The sequence below is a fragment of the Thermococcus sp. genome (genome assembly GCF_026988555.1).
GTDB lineage: Archaea > Methanobacteriota_B > Thermococci > Thermococcales > Thermococcaceae > Thermococcus.
The window spans coordinates 1-16,214 of sequence record NZ_JALSLB010000064.1 but is presented as its reverse complement, the minus strand read 5'-3'; the positions used below and the strand labels follow the sequence as shown (position 1 = coordinate 16,214).

At 53.3% G+C, this 16,214-nt stretch carries 24 protein-coding genes; 10 read left to right on the top strand and 14 right to left on the bottom strand.

Annotated features, from left to right (window positions below):
* The first annotated feature begins 41 nt into the window (after positions 1 to 41).
* The 10 genes from MVK60_RS10665 to MVK60_RS10620 all read left to right on the top strand — a co-directional run bounded on the left by MVK60_RS10665 (position 42) and on the right by MVK60_RS10620 (position 5,221).
* Entirely contained in the window at positions 42 to 326 is a 285-nt protein-coding gene (locus MVK60_RS10665; protein WP_297439231.1) for a 50S ribosomal protein L44e, read from the top strand.
* A 2-nt stretch (positions 327 to 328) separates the two neighbouring features.
* On the top strand, positions 329 to 526 hold the full coding sequence (locus tag MVK60_RS10660) for a 30S ribosomal protein S27e (RefSeq protein WP_297439230.1): 198 nt from the start codon (positions 329 to 331) through the stop codon (positions 524 to 526).
* 93 nt (positions 527 to 619) lie between these two features.
* A complete protein-coding gene (locus tag MVK60_RS10655; protein ID WP_297439228.1) occupies positions 620 to 1,447 on the top strand; it encodes a translation initiation factor IF-2 subunit alpha in 828 nt (275 codons plus the stop codon).
* A 10-nt stretch (positions 1,448 to 1,457) separates the two neighbouring features.
* Entirely contained in the window at positions 1,458 to 1,634 is a 177-nt protein-coding gene (locus MVK60_RS10650; protein ID WP_297439226.1) for an RNA-protein complex protein Nop10, read from the top strand.
* 4 nt (positions 1,635 to 1,638) lie between these two features.
* Complete coding sequence (locus MVK60_RS10645) at positions 1,639 to 2,439, top strand: proteasome assembly chaperone family protein (protein ID WP_297439224.1); 801 nt, start codon at positions 1,639 to 1,641, stop codon at positions 2,437 to 2,439.
* Positions 2,440 to 2,562: 123 nt separating this feature from the next.
* Complete coding sequence (locus tag MVK60_RS10640; protein WP_297439222.1) at positions 2,563 to 2,766, top strand: energy-coupling factor ABC transporter permease; 204 nt, start codon at positions 2,563 to 2,565, stop codon at positions 2,764 to 2,766.
* Entirely contained in the window at positions 2,766 to 3,230 is a 465-nt protein-coding gene (locus MVK60_RS10635; RefSeq protein ID WP_297439220.1) for an energy-coupling factor ABC transporter permease, read from the top strand. Before MVK60_RS10640 ends, MVK60_RS10635 begins: the two co-directional genes overlap by 1 nt.
* 4 nt (positions 3,231 to 3,234) lie before the next feature.
* Positions 3,235 to 3,567 (top strand): PDGLE domain-containing protein, encoded by a 333-nt coding sequence (locus MVK60_RS10630; protein ID WP_297439218.1) that lies wholly within the window; start codon positions 3,235 to 3,237, stop codon positions 3,565 to 3,567.
* A gap of 17 nt (positions 3,568 to 3,584) precedes the next feature.
* The gene (gene cbiQ, locus MVK60_RS10625; RefSeq protein WP_297439216.1) at positions 3,585 to 4,406 is read left to right on the top strand and encodes a cobalt ECF transporter T component CbiQ; all 822 of its coding nucleotides are present in this window, start codon (positions 3,585 to 3,587) and stop codon (positions 4,404 to 4,406) included.
* Positions 4,403 to 5,221 (top strand): energy-coupling factor ABC transporter ATP-binding protein, encoded by an 819-nt coding sequence (locus tag MVK60_RS10620; RefSeq protein ID WP_297439214.1) that lies wholly within the window; start codon positions 4,403 to 4,405, stop codon positions 5,219 to 5,221. Before cbiQ ends, MVK60_RS10620 begins: the two co-directional genes overlap by 4 nt.
* A 113-nt stretch (positions 5,222 to 5,334) precedes the next feature.
* Here the strand turns inward: MVK60_RS10620 and MVK60_RS10615 are convergent, their stop codons facing one another.
* From MVK60_RS10615 to MVK60_RS10550, 14 genes are all read right to left on the bottom strand, one after another.
* The gene (locus tag MVK60_RS10615; RefSeq protein WP_297439212.1) at positions 5,335 to 5,481 is read right to left on the bottom strand and encodes a hypothetical protein; all 147 of its coding nucleotides are present in this window, start codon (positions 5,479 to 5,481) and stop codon (positions 5,335 to 5,337) included.
* 58 nt (positions 5,482 to 5,539) lie between these two features.
* Positions 5,540 to 5,875 (bottom strand): ATP-binding cassette domain-containing protein, encoded by a 336-nt coding sequence (locus MVK60_RS10610; RefSeq protein WP_297439210.1) that lies wholly within the window; start codon positions 5,873 to 5,875, stop codon positions 5,540 to 5,542.
* Positions 5,866 to 6,141: a hypothetical protein gene (locus MVK60_RS10605; RefSeq protein WP_297439208.1), complete on the bottom strand. Its 276-nt coding sequence runs from the start codon at positions 6,139 to 6,141 to the stop codon at positions 5,866 to 5,868. Before MVK60_RS10605 ends, MVK60_RS10610 begins: the two co-directional genes overlap by 10 nt.
* Before the next feature lie 164 nt (positions 6,142 to 6,305).
* Positions 6,306 to 6,980, bottom strand: coding sequence for an ABC transporter permease (locus MVK60_RS10600; protein ID WP_297439206.1), 675 nt, complete (start codon positions 6,978 to 6,980; stop codon positions 6,306 to 6,308).
* 84 nt (positions 6,981 to 7,064) lie between these two features.
* Positions 7,065 to 7,535: a hypothetical protein gene (locus MVK60_RS10595; RefSeq protein ID WP_297439204.1), complete on the bottom strand. Its 471-nt coding sequence runs from the start codon at positions 7,533 to 7,535 to the stop codon at positions 7,065 to 7,067.
* Between the two features lie 32 nt (positions 7,536 to 7,567).
* Positions 7,568 to 8,086 (bottom strand): hypothetical protein, encoded by a 519-nt coding sequence (locus tag MVK60_RS10590; RefSeq protein WP_297439202.1) that lies wholly within the window; start codon positions 8,084 to 8,086, stop codon positions 7,568 to 7,570.
* A gap of 473 nt (positions 8,087 to 8,559) precedes the next feature.
* On the bottom strand, positions 8,560 to 9,933 hold the full coding sequence (gene glmM, locus MVK60_RS10585; protein ID WP_297439199.1) for a phosphoglucosamine mutase: 1,374 nt from the start codon (positions 9,931 to 9,933) through the stop codon (positions 8,560 to 8,562).
* Between the two features lie 33 nt (positions 9,934 to 9,966).
* Positions 9,967 to 11,373: a mannose-1-phosphate guanylyltransferase/mannose-6-phosphate isomerase gene (locus MVK60_RS10580; RefSeq protein WP_297439197.1), complete on the bottom strand. Its 1,407-nt coding sequence runs from the start codon at positions 11,371 to 11,373 to the stop codon at positions 9,967 to 9,969.
* Between the two features lie 69 nt (positions 11,374 to 11,442).
* Positions 11,443 to 12,804, bottom strand: coding sequence for an ADP-specific glucokinase (locus tag MVK60_RS10575; RefSeq protein ID WP_297439195.1), 1,362 nt, complete (start codon positions 12,802 to 12,804; stop codon positions 11,443 to 11,445).
* Between the two features lie 70 nt (positions 12,805 to 12,874).
* Positions 12,875 to 13,444, bottom strand: coding sequence for a glucose-6-phosphate isomerase (gene pgiA / locus MVK60_RS10570; RefSeq protein ID WP_297439256.1), 570 nt, complete (start codon positions 13,442 to 13,444; stop codon positions 12,875 to 12,877).
* Positions 13,445 to 13,510: 66 nt separating this feature from the next.
* On the bottom strand, positions 13,511 to 13,780 hold the full coding sequence (locus MVK60_RS11260) for a hypothetical protein (protein ID WP_367270893.1): 270 nt from the start codon (positions 13,778 to 13,780) through the stop codon (positions 13,511 to 13,513).
* A gap of 303 nt (positions 13,781 to 14,083) precedes the next feature.
* Positions 14,084 to 14,263 (bottom strand): KH domain-containing protein, encoded by a 180-nt coding sequence (locus MVK60_RS10560; protein WP_297439193.1) that lies wholly within the window; start codon positions 14,261 to 14,263, stop codon positions 14,084 to 14,086.
* Positions 14,264 to 14,320: 57 nt separating this feature from the next.
* The gene (locus MVK60_RS10555; protein ID WP_297439191.1) at positions 14,321 to 15,031 is read right to left on the bottom strand and encodes a TraB/GumN family protein; all 711 of its coding nucleotides are present in this window, start codon (positions 15,029 to 15,031) and stop codon (positions 14,321 to 14,323) included.
* Positions 15,028 to 15,972: a ribonuclease Z gene (locus MVK60_RS10550; protein ID WP_297439189.1), complete on the bottom strand. Its 945-nt coding sequence runs from the start codon at positions 15,970 to 15,972 to the stop codon at positions 15,028 to 15,030. The genes MVK60_RS10555 and MVK60_RS10550 overlap by 4 nt, the downstream gene beginning before the upstream one ends.
* Positions 15,973 to 16,214 lie beyond the last annotated feature (242 nt).

The following is a 16,214-nucleotide window of genomic DNA, read 5'->3' as shown; positions in this document are numbered from 1 at the left end:
AGCGAGTAGGAGCCCACCGGGCCCTCTCTGGAGGTGAGAGAATGAAGTATCCAAAGAAGATAAGGACGTACTGTCCGTACTGTAAGAAGCACACTATCCACAAGGTCGAGAAGGTCAAGAAGAGACCGAGAAGCGAGCTCAGCCAGGGTCAGAGGCGCTTCAGAAGAATTATGAAAGGTTACCGCGGTTTCCCAAGGCCGAACCCGGCCGGAAGGGAGAAGCCGGTCAAGAAGCTCGACCTCCGCTTCCGCTGTACGGTCTGCGGCAAGGCCCATACCAGAGGAAAGGGATTCAGGGTTAAGAAGTTCGAGCTGGTGGAGGTGTGAACATGGCTCTCCCAAAGAACCTTATACCGATGCCGAGGAGCAGGTTCCTCCGCGTCAAGTGCATCGACTGCGGCAACGAGCAGATAGTCTTCAGCAACCCATCCACAACCGTCCGTTGTCTCGTCTGCGGTGCCACCCTTGTCGAGCCTACCGGTGGTAAGGGCATCATCAAGGCCAAGATTCTTGAGGTTCTTGAGTGAACCTTTTCCCCCATATTTTGCCTTTCGTCGTTCTCCTAAACTTTAAAAACCTCCCTCCATAAATTCTTCAAGTAAAGGAAAGAGGTGATTTTCATGCCTAGAAAAGCTAAGGATTATCCTGAAGAGGGGGAGTTTGTTATAGCCACCGTCAAGAGCATTCATCCGTACGGCGCGTTTCTCAGATTGGACGAGTACCCGGGCAGGGAGGGGTTCATGCACATAAGTGAGGTTGCGTCGAGTTGGGTCAAGAACATCAGGGACTACGTGAAGGAGGGCCAGAAAGTAGTCGTGAAGGTAATTCGCATTGACAGGGAGAAGGGACACGTTGATCTCAGCCTCAAGCGTGTTAACCAGCAGCAGAGAAAGGCCAAGCTCCAAGAATACAAGCGCGCCCAGAAGGCCGAGAACCTGCTCAAAATGGCCGCAGATAAAACAGGAAAAAGCTTTGACGGGACCTGGAGAGAGGTATGGGTACCTTTGGAAGAGGAGTATGGAGAGGTCTACACCGCCTTTGAGGACGCCGCCCAAAATGGAACGGACGTCCTAAAGGGGATCGTAAGCGATGAGTGGATCGAGGCGCTCAAACCCATCATAGAGGCCTATGTTGAGATCCCAACGGTCACGATAGACGCGGAATTCGAGATAACCGTCGCAAAACCCAACGGAATTGAAATAATAAAAGAGGCCCTTGTACGGGCCAGAGACCGGGCGAACGAGGAAAAGGAGATAGACGTTAAGTTCTCCTACCAGGGCGCACCGAGGTACAGGATCGATATAACCGCCCCGGACTACTACAGGGCCGAGGAGGTACTCGAAAGTATAGCCGAGGAGATACTGCGTGTCATCAAGGAGGCGGGCGGCGAGGCCACCCTTATCAGGAAGGAAAAACGCATTAAGAAGGTTAAAAAGAGAAGCGCCTGAAGGGATAGGCATGAGGTTTCGTATAAAAAAATGTCCCAGCTGTGGGAGGTACACACTGAGGGAGGTCTGCCCCGTATGCGGGACAAAGACCAAGGTAGCGCATCCATCAAGGTTCTCACCCGAGGATCCGTACGGGGAGTACCGGCGCAGGCTGAAGCGTGAGGAGCTGGGACTCCAGAAGGGGTGAAAAAATGAGGGAGACCACCATTCATATGTACGAAAGACCAGAGCTCAAGGATCCAATTTTTGTGGAGGGACTGCCGGGCATAGGGCTCGTGGGGAAGCTCGCGGCGGATCATATGATCCAGGAGTTAAATGCGGTGAAATTCGCCGACCTGTACTCCCCTCACTTCATGCATCAGGTCATTATACGGAAAAACGCTGTAGTAGAGCTGATGAAGAACGAGTTTTATTACTGGAAAAATCCAGACGAGAAGGGTAGGGACCTCATAATAATCACCGGCGACCAGCAGGTGGCCCCAACGGACAGTCCTGGTCATTACGAAGTCGTCGGCAAAATGCTCGACTTTGCAAGCGAGTTTGGAGCAAAAGAAATAATCACCATGGGGGGATTCCAAGTACCCGAGCTTCAGGGGGAGCCAAGGGTTCTGGCCGCAGTAACCCACGAGAGACTTCTCGAACACTACAAGAAGAAGCTTGAGGGTTGTTCCACTGAAATCCTGTGGAGGGAGGACGAGGGAGGCGCCATAGTGGGGGCCGCAGGACTCCTCCTTGGAATCGGAAAACTCCGCTCGATGTACGGGATCAGCCTGTTAGGGGAGAGCCTTGGCTACATCGTTGACCCCAAGGCGGCAAAGGCGGTGCTAAGCGCCGTGACCAGAATACTTGGTCTGGAGATTGACATGAGCGCCCTCGATGAGCGCGCCAAGGAAACGGAAGAGATACTCCAGAAGGTCCAGGAGATGCAGAAGGCGATGCTCGAACAGGGGATGCCCGGAACCCAGGAGGAAGAGGACAGAAACTACCTGTAACCATCCTCTTTTTTACATCCTCCGCTTTCAAACCTTTAGTTGATAACACCAGATTTCCAAAACGTTTTTATATAGTGTTACTATTCTCTAAAAGGATAACACCAACAGGATGGAGGGTGAACCATGCACATCCCGGATGGATACTTGGGTCCCTACACGTGCGCGCTGTTTTACATTGTTATGGTGCCCATCTGGTACAAAGCGTTCAGATGGTTGAAGGAATTGAAACCCCAGCAGGTTCCGCTCCTCGGAGTGCTTACGGCCTTTGCGTTCCTGGTGATGATGTACAACCTGCCGGTTCCGGGGGGGGGACAACGGCCCATATAGTGGGGGGAACCATAATAGCAATACTGATCGATCCATGGGCAGCAACGGTCTCGCTCACGATAGTTCTCCTAATACAGGCCCTCTTCTTCGGTGATGGGGGAATAACGAGTTACGCCACCAACGTCTTTAACATGGGTGTCGTCCTCCCATTCGTGGGGTACTACACTTATCGGTTCCTCTCAAAGAGGGTCGGGCTGGACGAGGCCATCTCAGCTGGTATCGGTGCTTACGTCGGTATAGTCACAGCGGCGACGGTGGCCGGGACGGAACTTGGGATACAACCATACGTACAGCCCGGTTACTGCCCGTATACCCTGAGTGTCTCGGTTCCGGCGATGGCCGTTGCACACCTGCTGACGGCGGGACCTGCCGCCGCAGTGGTGACTGGAGCGGTTGTGTGGTACGTAAGGAAGAGCCGGCCGGATCTCTTTGAGATGAGAAAGATACTTCGGACGAGGGGGTGAAACGATGGACCGCCTTACAAAAGCCCTCCTAACCGCGGTCGCCGTTATGGTAGTGCTTTCACCGCTGGGAATACTGCTCGTGTGGAACTATGGGGATGCTTGGGGGGAGTGGGATGTCAGCACGATTGAACACATGGTTGGTCAGAAGCTTCCGGGCATGGAAAAACTGTCCAACGTGTGGAATCATGCCGTTCTCCCAGACTACAACGTTCCAGGGTGGGAGGACAAGCTCCACGCATCGGCTGGATACATCCTCTCCGCTATAGTCGGCGTTGCCCTGGTCATTGGATTCTACTACGTGGTGGTGAAGCTGACGGGTGGAGGGGTCAAAGGCTGAACCCGCGGGTGAACGAGATGGAGGGACTCCTGGAGAGCACGGCAAGGGAAGTGCTTGAATTTACCACAGAGGCGGTGTTCTCCGAGAGGTACGCAAGGAAGAGTGGCCTGCTCCAGCAGGCGGATCCAAGGGTTAAGCTACTCTCCCTCCTCATCCTCGTAACAGTGGTCGTCTCCCTGCGGAACATCTACGTTATTCTATTTTTTTACACCGTTCCGCTGATCTTTGCACTCCTCTCCCACATTCGCATTTCGTATTTTATAAAGAGGGTATGGTTCTTCATCCCTGTCTTCACCGGACTGATAGCGGTACCATCTATCTTCATGACCCCCGGAAGGCCCGTTTTCACCTTTCCCTTCACGGAATGGAGTGCAAGCTGGGAGGGGCTGACGTGGGCGGCCCTCTTCACGTTAAGGGTCGCAACGGCCGTTTCATACACCATTCTCTTCACAATGACAACTCGGTGGAAGGACTTCGTATCCGCCCTAACCAGCCTCAGGGTTCCTGGAGCGGTTATAACCATAACTACCCTCGCGTACAGATACATCTTCCTCCTCGCGAAGCTCCTACTGGACTCAATGCATGCAAGACGCTCAAGGCTGGCCGGTAATCTGGGCCTCGTGGAGAGCTGGAAAGAGGCAGGAAAGCACATGGGGGCAACTTTCATAAAAGCCAATTCCCTTGGTGAGGAGGTGTACTACGCAATGCTGGCCAGAGGCTACTCCAACGATACTCTGCGTTCAGAGGAATTAAAGATAGGAAAAACAGACTACGCCCTAGCAGTGTTTACGTTGATTCTCCTGGCACTCGCGGTCGTGACAACGGAGGTGTTCAGGTGAAGATTTACGAGCTTAGAAACGTTGGTTACAGGTACCCAACCGGTGAGTGGGCCCTAAGGGGCGTGAACATCGAGGTCAGGAAGGGAGAGACCCTCGCGGTAATCGGACCGAACGGGGCCGGGAAGACAACACTCCTCAAGATAATGGATGCCATCCTGCTACCGACGGAGGGGGAGGTTCTCTTTGAGGGGAAGCCAGTGACGGAGGAAACGATGACAGACAGGAATTTCAGAAGAAAGGTGGGTTTTCTGTTTCAGAACCCTGATGTTATGCTCTTCAGCGCGACCGTGCTGGATGACGTGGCATTCGGCCCGCTCCATATATGGGGGAAAGGGGGAACTAAAAAAGCTTTTGAGGCTCTGAGGTTACTCGGGATTGAAAGGCTGGCCGATAGACATCCATACAACCTCAGCGGTGGGGAAAAGAAAAAGGCCTCGATAGCCGCGGTGCTGAGCACGGAACCGGAGGTTCTCCTGCTTGATGAACCAACCAGAGACCTCGACCTGAAAAACAGGAACTTCGTCCTTGATATGATACGCCGATGGAAAGAGGAGGGCAGAACGGTAATCGTTGTGACCCACGACCTCAGGGTGATCCGGCTCGCAGACAGAGTTTACGTGCTGGACGGATCCGTGATCTTCGAGGGGAGCCCCCGTGAGCTCTTTCTCAGACCGGAACTGATAGAGAGGGCCAATTTAGATGCCCCCGAAATCGTCAAGCTCTTCCACACCCTTGGCATACATGAAGAGGTCCCCATGAGCGTCGAGGAGGCGGCGGAGATACTGAAAAGGCTCATTCTAAAGAGGTCTGAATAATTTTTCTATCTCTTCCCAGTGCTCCGCTGCCTCTCCATGAAGTATCAGGCTACCGTTGGAGATGACATAGACGTTATCCACAATGGACCTTAGGGGCTCCCATATATGGCTTATCAGGAGAAAATTGTTCCATCTCTGAGCCTCTTGAACAGTTTCAGAAACTCTACCATTGTATTAAAATCCACGCTGGTGAACGGCTCGTCGATCATGATCAGCTCGGGTTCGCCGATGAAAGCCTGCGCTACGGCGAGTTTTTTCATCATCCCGGCCGAGTAACTACTGGTTCGGTTATCCAGGAAATCAAGGTGAAAGAGTTTTTCAATCCGCTCGACCTCCCATCACCGTAACCTTTGGACCTAGCAATGGACTCCAGCCACTCCCTCCCGGTAATTGAAGGGGAAAAGAGACAGGATCGTAGGCAACTCCTATTCTATACTTAACCCCTGAACTCCTCCAGGGGTTCTCCCCAAAGAGAGTGACCTTTCCGGAGGTTGGTCTGTAAACACCAGCAACGAGCTTTAGGAAGGTGCTCTTACCCCCGCCGTTAGGACCGAGGATTAGGCTGATGCCATAGGACATCTTAACGGTGATCCCGTTCAGGGCCACTGTCCGTCCAAATCTCTTAGTGAGATTTTTAGCTTCAATCAACGCCACCACCTCCAAACTGCAAAAAGGATTGAGAGCGTGGCTATGGTGAGGTACAGAACTCTCTGAACCCTGAAGGTTGGATACATCCCCCTGTAGTGTCCAGAGAAGGTAAGGGACGAGGTAGATGTGTAGATTGCATAGCTCCCCTCCTTGGGTAGCACCACAATCCCGTTGAAATGCCCTCCAATGGGTGCACTGAAAACTGTTGTGTTGGAAAACTGGTCAACCACAAAGAATCTCCCGTTGCCGTTAAGCGATACGTTTACTTCCATCTATCCAGGGGCATGGCACGACAGGTATGTGGTATCCCCTCTGGAGGTCGCGGGCACAACCGGACCCACGTACCCCGTTGTGGATCCAGCCGTTAAGAAGGTACCCCACAGTCCAGTCAATGAGAGCAGAACCGCAAGAGATAGCATAAAACCAATTCTCATCCTCACAAGACATCCCTCCTGAGGAAGATTAGACCTGAGAGTAACACAAGCACAATGGGGGCAACCAAACCCCAGAACAGGAAGAACGCCTCAAAGGGCGAAATCCCAGCCAGAGACTTAGGGATCATGAATATAAAAAAGAAAGGAGGCCAGTCTAAGCCGGCAAAGAACGGCAGTACAAGCAGAAAAAACGATGCAATAAACGCGAGGAACATGTCCTGCAGAACCACTGAAGAGAGTGTAGAGATTGCTATGGAAAAGAGCACGAAATACAGTGCAAAAATAAGCGCGTTGAAGTAAAATCTTGTAAGTATTATAGCCTCGATGAAGTGAAGGGTATCCACGTTTGGGAATATATCAATAACCAAAATCGGAATGTATAAAGCCATCACCGAGAGGAGGAATATCGAGAGCAGCTTTCCCAAGAATATCTCCAGCTTTGAATAAGGGAGCGAATAAACAGAAAGTGCATAACCCTTCTCACGATCGTATCTAAAACCGATTATGGAAAAGATCGCGATCCCCAAGGCAAGTAGTACCCAAAACCCCATCGCCATCGAGGGGTAGGTAAACAGATGTTCAGCAGTCATGCTACCCAGAGGGTTCCCCCTCCCATAAATAGGGGGACGTAAAGCGTTGGAACTTCCCACCTCCCATTGGAGCCTGAGATAGCTCATCCCAGAAGATACGTCAGTGAGAATACCACCAGAAGAAAGATCATTAGACGGAGCATGTCCCCAAATTCCCAGAGGAAGATACTCTTAAAGTTCACTCCATAACCACCTCCACAGTAACACTACAACAAGCACAACCAGGCAGATAACAGCCAGAACCCATGTACTGGAGATTGGATGTTTATATGAAGCCAGTAATGGGTGGTTAAGGTCAGGGGGACTACGTGGGTATCTCAACTCATAGAGAACCACCCTTGGTGCCACTGCTCTCCTAACCTCTCCACCAATAACCTCAGGTTGAAACCCCTTACCGGTATCATCCGAAACAACGAGGGCATATATACCTAACGAGGCCTCAAGGTCGGGGATTATTCCAAGCAGACCTATGGAGACGTCGGAAGATGGGTTATAGACAAGCAATGTCCTTAAAAACGCATTACTCCCGCTGGGATCCGTAAGGTTTATCGGTTCACCCATCACCAGAACGTTGGGTCCGGTGAAATTCCCGTAATATGTTACGTAGGTTGTGGAGTTGAGAACCTTGGCACTCAGAATCATCCTCCTCCTATTCAGGAGTACGTAGGAACCGTTTACCGGATAAAGACCAGAGAGGGCTGTGTGACCGAAGGACTCCCCAGTCGTAGAGTAAACCAGCCCGAGGGGAGGTTTATCCTGTAGTAACCGGTAAGATTCACTTCCGTGCCGTAGTCAGCCCATTTTAGGGGAACATCCCCAGCATGATAGGGCGTCACATTCAGCGGATTTGGAAAAGGGGGCACACAGAATGAGGGATAATATGCATAAACGTCAGAATAAGGCCATCTAAGTGAGGTACCACCGTAAAGATCTACACGAATCCTTACAAGGGCCCATTCTCCGGAGACGTTTATAACATCAAAGGACAGCTTGATTCTCTGAAAACCCACGTTGGCGGTGCAGTTACTCCAGTGGTAGTACACAACCCCCCATGCATTTATGGCCCGTGACGTGGCGGCGTTTGCATAGTACTGAACTTCCGAGCCGGGTTTAAACCAAAAGGGGGATGCGGAGGCGTAACCAGAGAAAAGGAAGAAAGCAAACAAAAACACCCAAAGCAGACGTCGTCCCATACGGCACCACCGCGTTCAGACACTTCCTGGAGGGACTCCGACAGAGGCATAAGCCTTCATAAGGGCCCCCATCACGTCAAAATATGTGACGGTTTCCACGGAACACAAGGTGTTTTCAGGAATCACCTCAAGCAAGTCTGCATTCCCAAAAACACACCCCTGTTGGTTCCATCATACCAGTAACAGGGGGTGCATACATGCAAGTACGCCGCTGCGTACGCCCACCCTCCCTCCCATGAGGGATAACGACTTGGTCTCATAATCCTCCCCATACCAAGTGCACTGAGATATCTTCTTGTAGTAGGGCGCTGCACTTACCACCGCTCCTACCATTAAAAGTCCAATAAAAATCCCGAACACAACACCAAGTTTCCTTTTTATCATCATTCTATCACTGATTGCATCCCAGCTGTGAGCGGTGAGACTTCCAGAAGAGAAAAAGTCAATTACAAAGGGTAACAAACGGGAAATATTTACCCTGCTGCTTCACCTTCCATCAAAAGCTTGAGTCCGAGTTCCAGGTACCTCCGTGCGTTCCCTTCTTCCTTCGCCTCGCTGAATATCCTTATTATTGGCTCCGTTCCACTGGCCCTGACAAGGACCCAGCCATCCGGAAATAGTACCTTGGTTCCATCAGTGGTGTCAACACTGTAGCCTTTCGCTTTGGCAAGCTCGGCAACCTTTGCGACTGTCGCCTTCCTGTCTCCGTTCACCTTTCTCTTCGTCTTGAACTGATAATATCTCGGGAGCTCATCAATCAGCTCGCTGAACCTCTTGCCAGATTTCGCGAAGATTTCGACTATCTTTGCCGTCGTCATAGCCCCGTCCCTTCCGAGGACGAAGTCCGGGAAGATAACGCCGCCGTTCTCCTCCCCCCCTATCGTTCCGTCCTGCTCGAGGAGAGCCCTCGCCACGATGAGGTCGCCGACTTTGGTTCTCATGACTTCCGCGTTGTTCCTCTTCGCTATATCATTGAGAAGGTTGGACGTGGCTATAGTGGTAACGAGAAGCCCACCGCCGTTCTCCCTCAGAACGGCATCGGCGACGAGCGCGAAGGTCTTGTCGCCTTGGATGAACCTGCCGTTCTCGTCTATGAACACCGCCCTGTCGGCGTCGCCGTCCTGGGCAACGCCGAAGTCAGCTCCAAGGGCCTTCACGATCTCCTTGAACTCCCTCAGGTTCTCCTCGTTCGGCTCGGGATTTCTGGCCGGGAAGTGGCCGTCCGGATGGGCGTTGACGCTGACGACCTTGCAGCCGAGCTCCCTGAGCAGGTATGGGAGTGTCAGACTGCCTGCACCGTTGGAAGTATCCACAACCACGAAGGGCCTCCGGTTTTTAATAGCCTCAACGTCCACACGGGCCTTTATTGCCTCGATGTAGGGTTTGATAACGTCTTCCTCCCTGACCTCGCCTATCTCATCCCACCTTGCCCCCTCAAAGTCCCCGTTGAAGAACACGTCCTCAACAACGGCCTCACGCTCCTTCTTCAGTCCCATACCGTTCGGTTCTAAGAGTTTTATGCCATTGTACTCTGGAGGGTTATGGGAGGCAGTTATAACCGCCCCGCCGTCTGCGTTGAAGTGATCGGTTGCCCATTGTATCGCCGGGGTGGGGGCAATTCCAACGTCCACCACGTTACAGCCGACACCGAGCAGTCCACTTATCAGAGCATTCTTCAGCATCTCCCCGCTAACGCGCGTGTCCCTGCCTATGACAACAAGAGGGCTTTTCCTCCCCTCCCTTCTGAGCATCGTCCCGAAGGCCATGCCCATCTTGAGCGCAAATTCAGGCGTTATCATCTCGTTCGCTATTCCCCTGACACCGAACGTCCCAAACAGTCTTCCCATTGTCTTCACCCCGTATCAGCACGTCGTTAACCGCTACTCCTTGTCATACCTTCCAAAATCATCATCAAAGCGGGTTATATCGTCCTCACCAAGGTACTCGCCTATCTGGGTTTCTATGACCTCAAGGACCACCCGCCCTGGGTTCTCAAGACGGTGTTTAACCCCCGCGGGGATGAAGGTGCTCTCCCCCGGTCGTAGGAGTACTTCCTTATCGCCGACGGTTACCCTGGCCGTTCCCCTCACCACGACCCAGTGCTCGCTCCTGTGGTAGTGCATCTGGAGGGAGAGCTTCTTACCTGGAAGGACGGTGAGGCGCTTTATCTTATAGCGGTCGTTCTCCTCAAGGACGGTGTAGCTGCCCCAGGGCCGGTAAGCGGTACGGTGGACCATAACACGCTCATCGTTCCTTTCTTTGAGAAGCCTGTAGACCTCCTTGACCCTCTGACTCTCTCCTCTGTGGGCTATCAGCAGAGCATCATCGGTGTCGATTATAATCAGGCCTTCCACCCCAACAGTCACGGTGAGCCTCTCAGCCATTATGAGGTTGTTTCTCGAATTGATCCCTATGTGGTAGGCGTTTTTGCCACTCATACGAATCGCGTTGCCGCTCTCGTCTTTACCAAGGACGTCATAGATGGCATCAAAGCTTCCCAGGTCATTCCAGTAAACGTTGAGCGGAACGACTGCGGCTTTATTTGTCTTCTCCATGACGCCGTAGTCTATTGAGACCTCCGGGGCGTTGATATACGCATCCTCCACCGTATCCGCGTCCTCGAAGGCGGTATAGAGCTCGGGTGCGTGCTTCCTAACCTCCCCTATGAAGAGCGAGCTTGAGAAGGCGAACATCCCGCTGTTCCAGTAGTAACCCTCCTCAACGTATCTTTTAGCAGTTTCAAAGTCTGGTTTCTCTTTGAACTCCTCAACCAAGTGGCCGAGGAGTTCGTCATCCTCCCCCAAGGCCTCGCCCGGCTTTATGTAACCGTAGCCGGTGTGGGGCCTCATAGGTTTTATTCCAAAGGTTACGAGGTAGTTCCCGGCTAGGATTCTCGCCCGTTTGAATGCGTCAACGTAGTCGTCGTTCGCCTCGATGAGGTGGTCGCTCGGCAGAACCGCGACGATGGAGTCCCCAAACCGCTCCTGAATCGTTTTTATTCCCCAGAATATAGCGGGAAGGGTGTTCCTGCCGATGGGCTCCAGCAGAACGTTCTCCTCTGGAAGCTCAACGCCCAGCCCTCCAAGATCGTCGAAGACGCGGAACTTGTAATTCCTGTTGGTGACTATAAAAATCTCCTCCGGCTCGGAGAAGAGAAGTGCCCTCCGAACTGTTTTCTGAAAGAGCGACTCCCCATCAATGAAGCGGACGAACTGCTTTGGCATCAGCTCCCTGCTCAGCGGCCAGAGCCGGGTTCCCTTTCCACCGGCAAGAACGAGCGTCTTCATGTTAACCACCTTTCGATTCCTGTCCGTAATTCGTTGCATCCATTTTTAACTTTGGTGCAAAAAGAAAGCTCAGTGGAGGGCGAACTCGCCCACGAAGGCCGAACTTGATATGGTGTCACCGATTCCGACGGTGCTCTTGGGCCTTGTTACTACCTTCGTCGGGGCGAAGGAGAGCTGGTAGCCATTGATGTCGGCGATGCCGTTCTTCATGCCGTACTCCCCGGCAAGTCGCTCCTCCACGGTTTTTGCCCTCTCATTCACCGGGACATCCATGGCCTTGACCACGGCATCTATCGAGCGGACGTCGCCGAGCTTTGCCTTGGCAGCCGCTGCTAGGGCCGCGAAGAGAAGCGCATCGCGAACGAAATCCCCCTTGTAATCCGTCAAAGCGAGGTAGTAACCGTAGGTGTGGAAGTGTATCCTTCTCACACTGGTTCTCTCGGCGAGCCTTAGCATGGCCCCTGTGACCGCAATTGGGTCCACAGGGTCGTCGGCGAGGAGCTTCTCGGCGAGGCCCTTCTCACCCATGACCTCCATTATCGATGCCAGCTCAACCTCGTTGAGACCGACGCTGTGGAACTGACCCAAGACGTCAATCAGGGACCTTCTTACGATCTCGTCCTGCGTGAACGCAAATTCAAGATGAACCGGAACGTCCCTTGCGTTCAGGATTTCGAGGTGACGCACCATCTCTTCAAAAGGCTCACGGTAGTTCTTCCTCGTCAGGGTCTGGAGACCGCTGATTATTGCCAGCCTCGCCCTTCCGGCTATCTCCTCGAAGTGCTCCCTGAACTCGGGCCTTATGTAGACGTTAGGATTATAGTCGTCGGCCGCGCCGATGAACCGGTTCTCCCTCGGCGCCTCGAAGTCAAAGACCCTGAACCCGCGGGGGAACTCGTAGATGTAGTGGATGCAGTTCTCCTCGTCGGCCTGGAACTCCTTCGGGTGTACCAGCTCGAGCTTTCCGTTCTCGGCCTTCGGCACGTAAATCGGGCCGTCCTTGAAGAGTCCCGCCTGAAGCCTCGAAACCTGGGGGACGTGGGCTATTACCGGGACGTTGTAAACGCCGCCGAGGAGGTTGGCCATTATCCCAACCTGGCCGCCCATCCTCAGCTCGTCCCAGCCCCATTCCCTCATGTAGAAGCGTGTGGAGCAGCTCTCGACGAAGAGTTCCGCCGCTTTTCCGTGTTTGATACTCCAAAGAATCGAACCGAGTAACTGACCAACATTCTCTACCATCCTTGGAAGCTCGCCGGCGTAGTGGAGGACTTCATCCTCCCCAACGGTCTCTACGCGACGCTCAAGATCGTTACCATCAAGGTACTTTATGGCGTCGATGTTCGTGTTGTACGCGAGGAGGATCCCACCGATTTTCCCGAGGTTCTTACGAACCCTGTCGAAGGCCGATGAGTAGAGAGCGTCCCAGGACATTGTATCACCGGGAGTGATGTAACCGTTGAAAGTTAATAAGGGTTGCGGTGAGAAAAGGAAAATTAAGAGCTCACTCCTTCCATCTCGGGTTGTCCACAACCTTGACTTCGCCGTTCTCCTCAATGACCAGCTTGGAGAAGCCCTTCTCGGCTATGCTGCCGTAGTCGTGGCCAGCATCGGCCGGATATATCGCCAGGAAGATGAACGGCTCGTCGCCCGTGTTAACCGTCCTGTGGGCCCAGTATGGCGGGACGTAGACGACCGTTCCGGGCCTCATCTCTATCCATTCGGCCTTTCCTTCCGGGGTCTGGAGGAGCATTCCCCCCTTCCCCTTGATGCCGTAGTATATCTCCGCCCTGTCAGCTTTGGAGTGGTAGTGTCCCTTGGTGAAGAAGAACTCCTTTCCAACCTTGCCCGGGTAGAGAACCGTCGTGGCGAAGTTCAGGTCTCCGTCCTTTTCCTCCTGCTCGACCGCGTATACCTCATAGACAACCGGGTTATCCTTGAGAAGCTCTTTGTAGGCTTTTTCATCGACGAAGTATCCCCTCAGGTCGCTGAGCTTTCTGACGAGCTTTTTTGCCCCTGGAATGACACCGGTTTCGAGGTCAATATCAACGCCTATCGGGTTCTTGTACTCCATCGGAACCACCATGATAGAAGTGAGTACGGGCCTATTTAACTTTTCCCGTTTATATCACCAAGAGTGTTACACTAGGGTGTACAGAAAATAAGCCAGGCCGGCAGCAATGGCCCAGTATCCGGCGTTCCAGTGGAAGACCTTCCAGCCGTCCAGTGGAGGAAACGGGAAGAGATTAAAGAGGGCCAGCCACAGGTTAACGGACGCCGTTATCCTGGCGGCGTGCCAGGGAAATGTTGCGGGGGAGAGCATCCTTGCCGCAAGCAGGGCAACCACCCCAACGGCAACGTTGGTGGCTGGACCTGCAATGGCTATTCTGCCGAAGACCCCCACGTTCATCGTAGGCGTATGGTGCGTACACCTGAACTGCGCCAACCGCCGCGAATATCCACGTGGTCCCCGTTGCCAGCCGGCTGAGGATCCCCACTGCAAGCGCCAGAACGATTCCGGCGTCCCATCGTTTGTAGAACGCAGTGTAGCCGTAACTCCTGGCGGTGAGACGGTGGGCGAGCTCATGGAACACGAAAGCCGTCAGTACTGCGATGGACGCATAACCAAAGAGTCTGGGCTCAAAGTTGGAAAATAGCAAGACAAGAACCAGGAACGATACCGCCAGGTCTTCGAGCTCGCCCCTGCGGAACCTCACCTACCCTTCACCTCAATCTTCTTGCCGAGGACGAGTTCGGCGGCCTTAACCGCAGCTCCTCCACTTCCTACCGCAATTCTAACCTGGTCTTCAGGGACGTACACCACTATTTTGTCGTCCTGCTCCTCGATCTCCAAGACCTTAACGTTCAGCATCTTCTCCAGCCTTTCCTTCATGGCAATCCCCAAACTTTCTCGATGCTTCCAAATATAAACGTAACGACACTTAGGTTTTCAAAAGAGGCCTCTGATGGAGGTTCCCGGCGCGGTGACCACTCTTTGACGATCCAAGATGTGTTCGATACCGTTTCTGTGGCCGAGACCGACCACCGCAACCACCCGTGGCCTTTTAATACCCACCGCAAGCAGGGAATCGACTATGGATATCAGATTCCTAGCCATTACCTCGTTCCTCTCATCCACCAACACCCTGTAGAGGTAGGGATAACGTCTCCGGAACTGGAGCATCATAGTACGGTAGCCCTCCATCAAGTTCTCCTCCGTTCCTCCACCCGCGCCGAGGGGAAGGAAAACGGCCAGACTTTCGAGCACCAGAAGCGCCTTCTCCCTGAACGGAGCTGCAAGTATTCTACCAAGGATGAAATTTATATCCTCGTCGATAAGGTACAGGGGCACCCCAAGCACTCTGGACGCCTCAATGGCGGCCATCATCTCACCACCAGGTGCCATGCCGAATTCCTCACCCAGTTTCTCCTCGAGTTTGGCGAGGAGATAATTAACCAAGCCCCTTCTCCCGTACTTGAGGGAGTCTCCCAGACTCAGCCCCTGTTTCTCGCCCCCGCTCATGGCCATGAACCTCGTCCTGTCCAGCTCTATCGCTATCGCGTGGGGCCTCTCCGATAGAATAGTCCTAACGACTTCATCCCTACTCTCCGGTGAAACATGCATCGTGCCTATGAGCTTAACGTACCTCAGGTAGCTCATCTCCTTCCCTCCAGAAGGTTTCTCACGCTGAATATGCCGGATTTAAACGTCAAGACGTCGAAGTCCCTCGGAACTATGAAATCCCCCCCAAAATCCCCGCATATCCGCGAGGCCCTGCTCAGGTATTCGTCGTAGGTGTAGCGGAAGGCCCTGTGGAATAATGCCAAAAGCTTCACCTTGGCCCTCTTAGCGACCTCACAGGCTTCCCCCACCGTTGAGTGGTAGCTGTCGCCCCTGTGGGCTGGATCCAGGTAGGTGGCCTCATGGATTAGAAGGTCGGCATTTTCGGCGAAGAGCCTGACCCTTTCAGCGGGCTCGGTGTCGCCGGTGTAGACGACCTTGACGCCCTTTCTTCTCGGCCCGGTGACGTCTTCAAGGGAAACCGTTTTCCCGTTCCACTCGATTTTACCTTCACGCTCAAGCTTCCCAAGTATCGGGCCCTCGCTCAGGCCGTATTCCATCAACTTCTCCGGCAGGAACTTCCCGCGCCGGTCTTTTTCCTTAAATACGTAGCCCAGGGCCGGAATCCCGTGCTCGACCTTGAAGCTCCAGATCTCATAGTCACCGAACTTCAGCCTCGTCTCGCCCAGCTCGTGGACGTGTATCTCAAAGCCCGGCCTGAAGAAGCCGCTGTTGAGGAAGTGCTGGACGAACTCGAAGGTGTGTTTGGGGCCGTAGATGTGGAGGGGCTTTTCCCTATCCCACAGGTTCATCGTCTGGATCAATGCAGCCAGGCCGAGGTAGTGGTCGCCGTGGAAGTGGGTGATGAAAATCTTCTCCACCTTCATAGGGCTGAGCTTTGCCGTGTTCATCTGCCTGATGGTGCCTTCCCCGACATCGAAGAGTACGATCTCGCCCTTGTAGCGGAGCGCTATTGCCGGAACGTTTCTCTCCCTGGTGGGCATTATACCGCCCGTACCGAGGAAAATCACTTGAAGCATGGTATCATCTCCGGGAAGACCCTTAAAAATCTCCCGCATGATATTGGTATCCCAAAAGGGATGAACCAGCAACGGGCAGCCGTCTCTTTTAATCTTTAATCCAACCAACCAAAGCGTTAAATACTCACGGGAGGTAGTTGTTCCGAGGTGTTTTGAGATGGAAGAGATACTGAAGGCTATCGAGGAGAAGGACTGCAGAAAGGTCGCGAACCTCCTCTACTACAAGATGGACGAGCTGAGCG

Coding starts and splice junctions, on each gene's coding strand:
- MVK60_RS10665 (WP_297439231.1), top strand. CDS start 42: ATGAAGTATCCAAAGAAGATAAGGACGTACTGTCCGTACTGTAAGAAG.
- MVK60_RS10660 (WP_297439230.1), top strand. CDS start 329: ATGGCTCTCCCAAAGAACCTTATACCGATGCCGAGGAGCAGGTTCCTC.
- MVK60_RS10655 (WP_297439228.1), top strand. CDS start 620: ATGCCTAGAAAAGCTAAGGATTATCCTGAAGAGGGGGAGTTTGTTATA.
- MVK60_RS10650 (WP_297439226.1), top strand. CDS start 1,458: ATGAGGTTTCGTATAAAAAAATGTCCCAGCTGTGGGAGGTACACACTG.
- MVK60_RS10645 (WP_297439224.1), top strand. CDS start 1,639: ATGAGGGAGACCACCATTCATATGTACGAAAGACCAGAGCTCAAGGAT.
- MVK60_RS10640 (WP_297439222.1), top strand. CDS start 2,563: ATGCACATCCCGGATGGATACTTGGGTCCCTACACGTGCGCGCTGTTT.
- MVK60_RS10630 (WP_297439218.1), top strand. CDS start 3,235: ATGGACCGCCTTACAAAAGCCCTCCTAACCGCGGTCGCCGTTATGGTA.
- cbiQ (WP_297439216.1), top strand. CDS start 3,585: ATGGAGGGACTCCTGGAGAGCACGGCAAGGGAAGTGCTTGAATTTACC.
- MVK60_RS10615 (WP_297439212.1), bottom strand. CDS start 5,481: ATGAAAAAACTCGCCGTAGCGCAGGCTTTCATCGGCGAACCCGAGCTG.
- MVK60_RS10605 (WP_297439208.1), bottom strand. CDS start 6,141: ATGGAAGTAAACGTATCGCTTAACGGCAACGGGAGATTCTTTGTGGTT.
- MVK60_RS10600 (WP_297439206.1), bottom strand. CDS start 6,980: ATGAGCTATCTCAGGCTCCAATGGGAGGTGGGAAGTTCCAACGCTTTA.
- MVK60_RS10595 (WP_297439204.1), bottom strand. CDS start 7,535: ATGATTCTGAGTGCCAAGGTTCTCAACTCCACAACCTACGTAACATAT.
- MVK60_RS10590 (WP_297439202.1), bottom strand. CDS start 8,086: ATGGGACGACGTCTGCTTTGGGTGTTTTTGTTTGCTTTCTTCCTTTTC.
- glmM (WP_297439199.1), bottom strand. CDS start 9,933: ATGGGAAGACTGTTTGGGACGTTCGGTGTCAGGGGAATAGCGAACGAG.
- MVK60_RS10580 (WP_297439197.1), bottom strand. CDS start 11,373: ATGAAGACGCTCGTTCTTGCCGGTGGAAAGGGAACCCGGCTCTGGCCG.
- MVK60_RS10575 (WP_297439195.1), bottom strand. CDS start 12,804: ATGTCCTGGGACGCTCTCTACTCATCGGCCTTCGACAGGGTTCGTAAG.
- pgiA (WP_297439256.1), bottom strand. CDS start 13,444: ATGGAGTACAAGAACCCGATAGGCGTTGATATTGACCTCGAAACCGGT.
- MVK60_RS11260 (WP_367270893.1), bottom strand. CDS start 13,780: ATGAACGTGGGGGTCTTCGGCAGAATAGCCATTGCAGGTCCAGCCACC.
- MVK60_RS10560 (WP_297439193.1), bottom strand. CDS start 14,263: ATGAAGGAAAGGCTGGAGAAGATGCTGAACGTTAAGGTCTTGGAGATC.
- MVK60_RS10555 (WP_297439191.1), bottom strand. CDS start 15,031: ATGAGCTACCTGAGGTACGTTAAGCTCATAGGCACGATGCATGTTTCA.
- MVK60_RS10550 (WP_297439189.1), bottom strand. CDS start 15,972: ATGCTTCAAGTGATTTTCCTCGGTACGGGCGGTATAATGCCCACCAGG.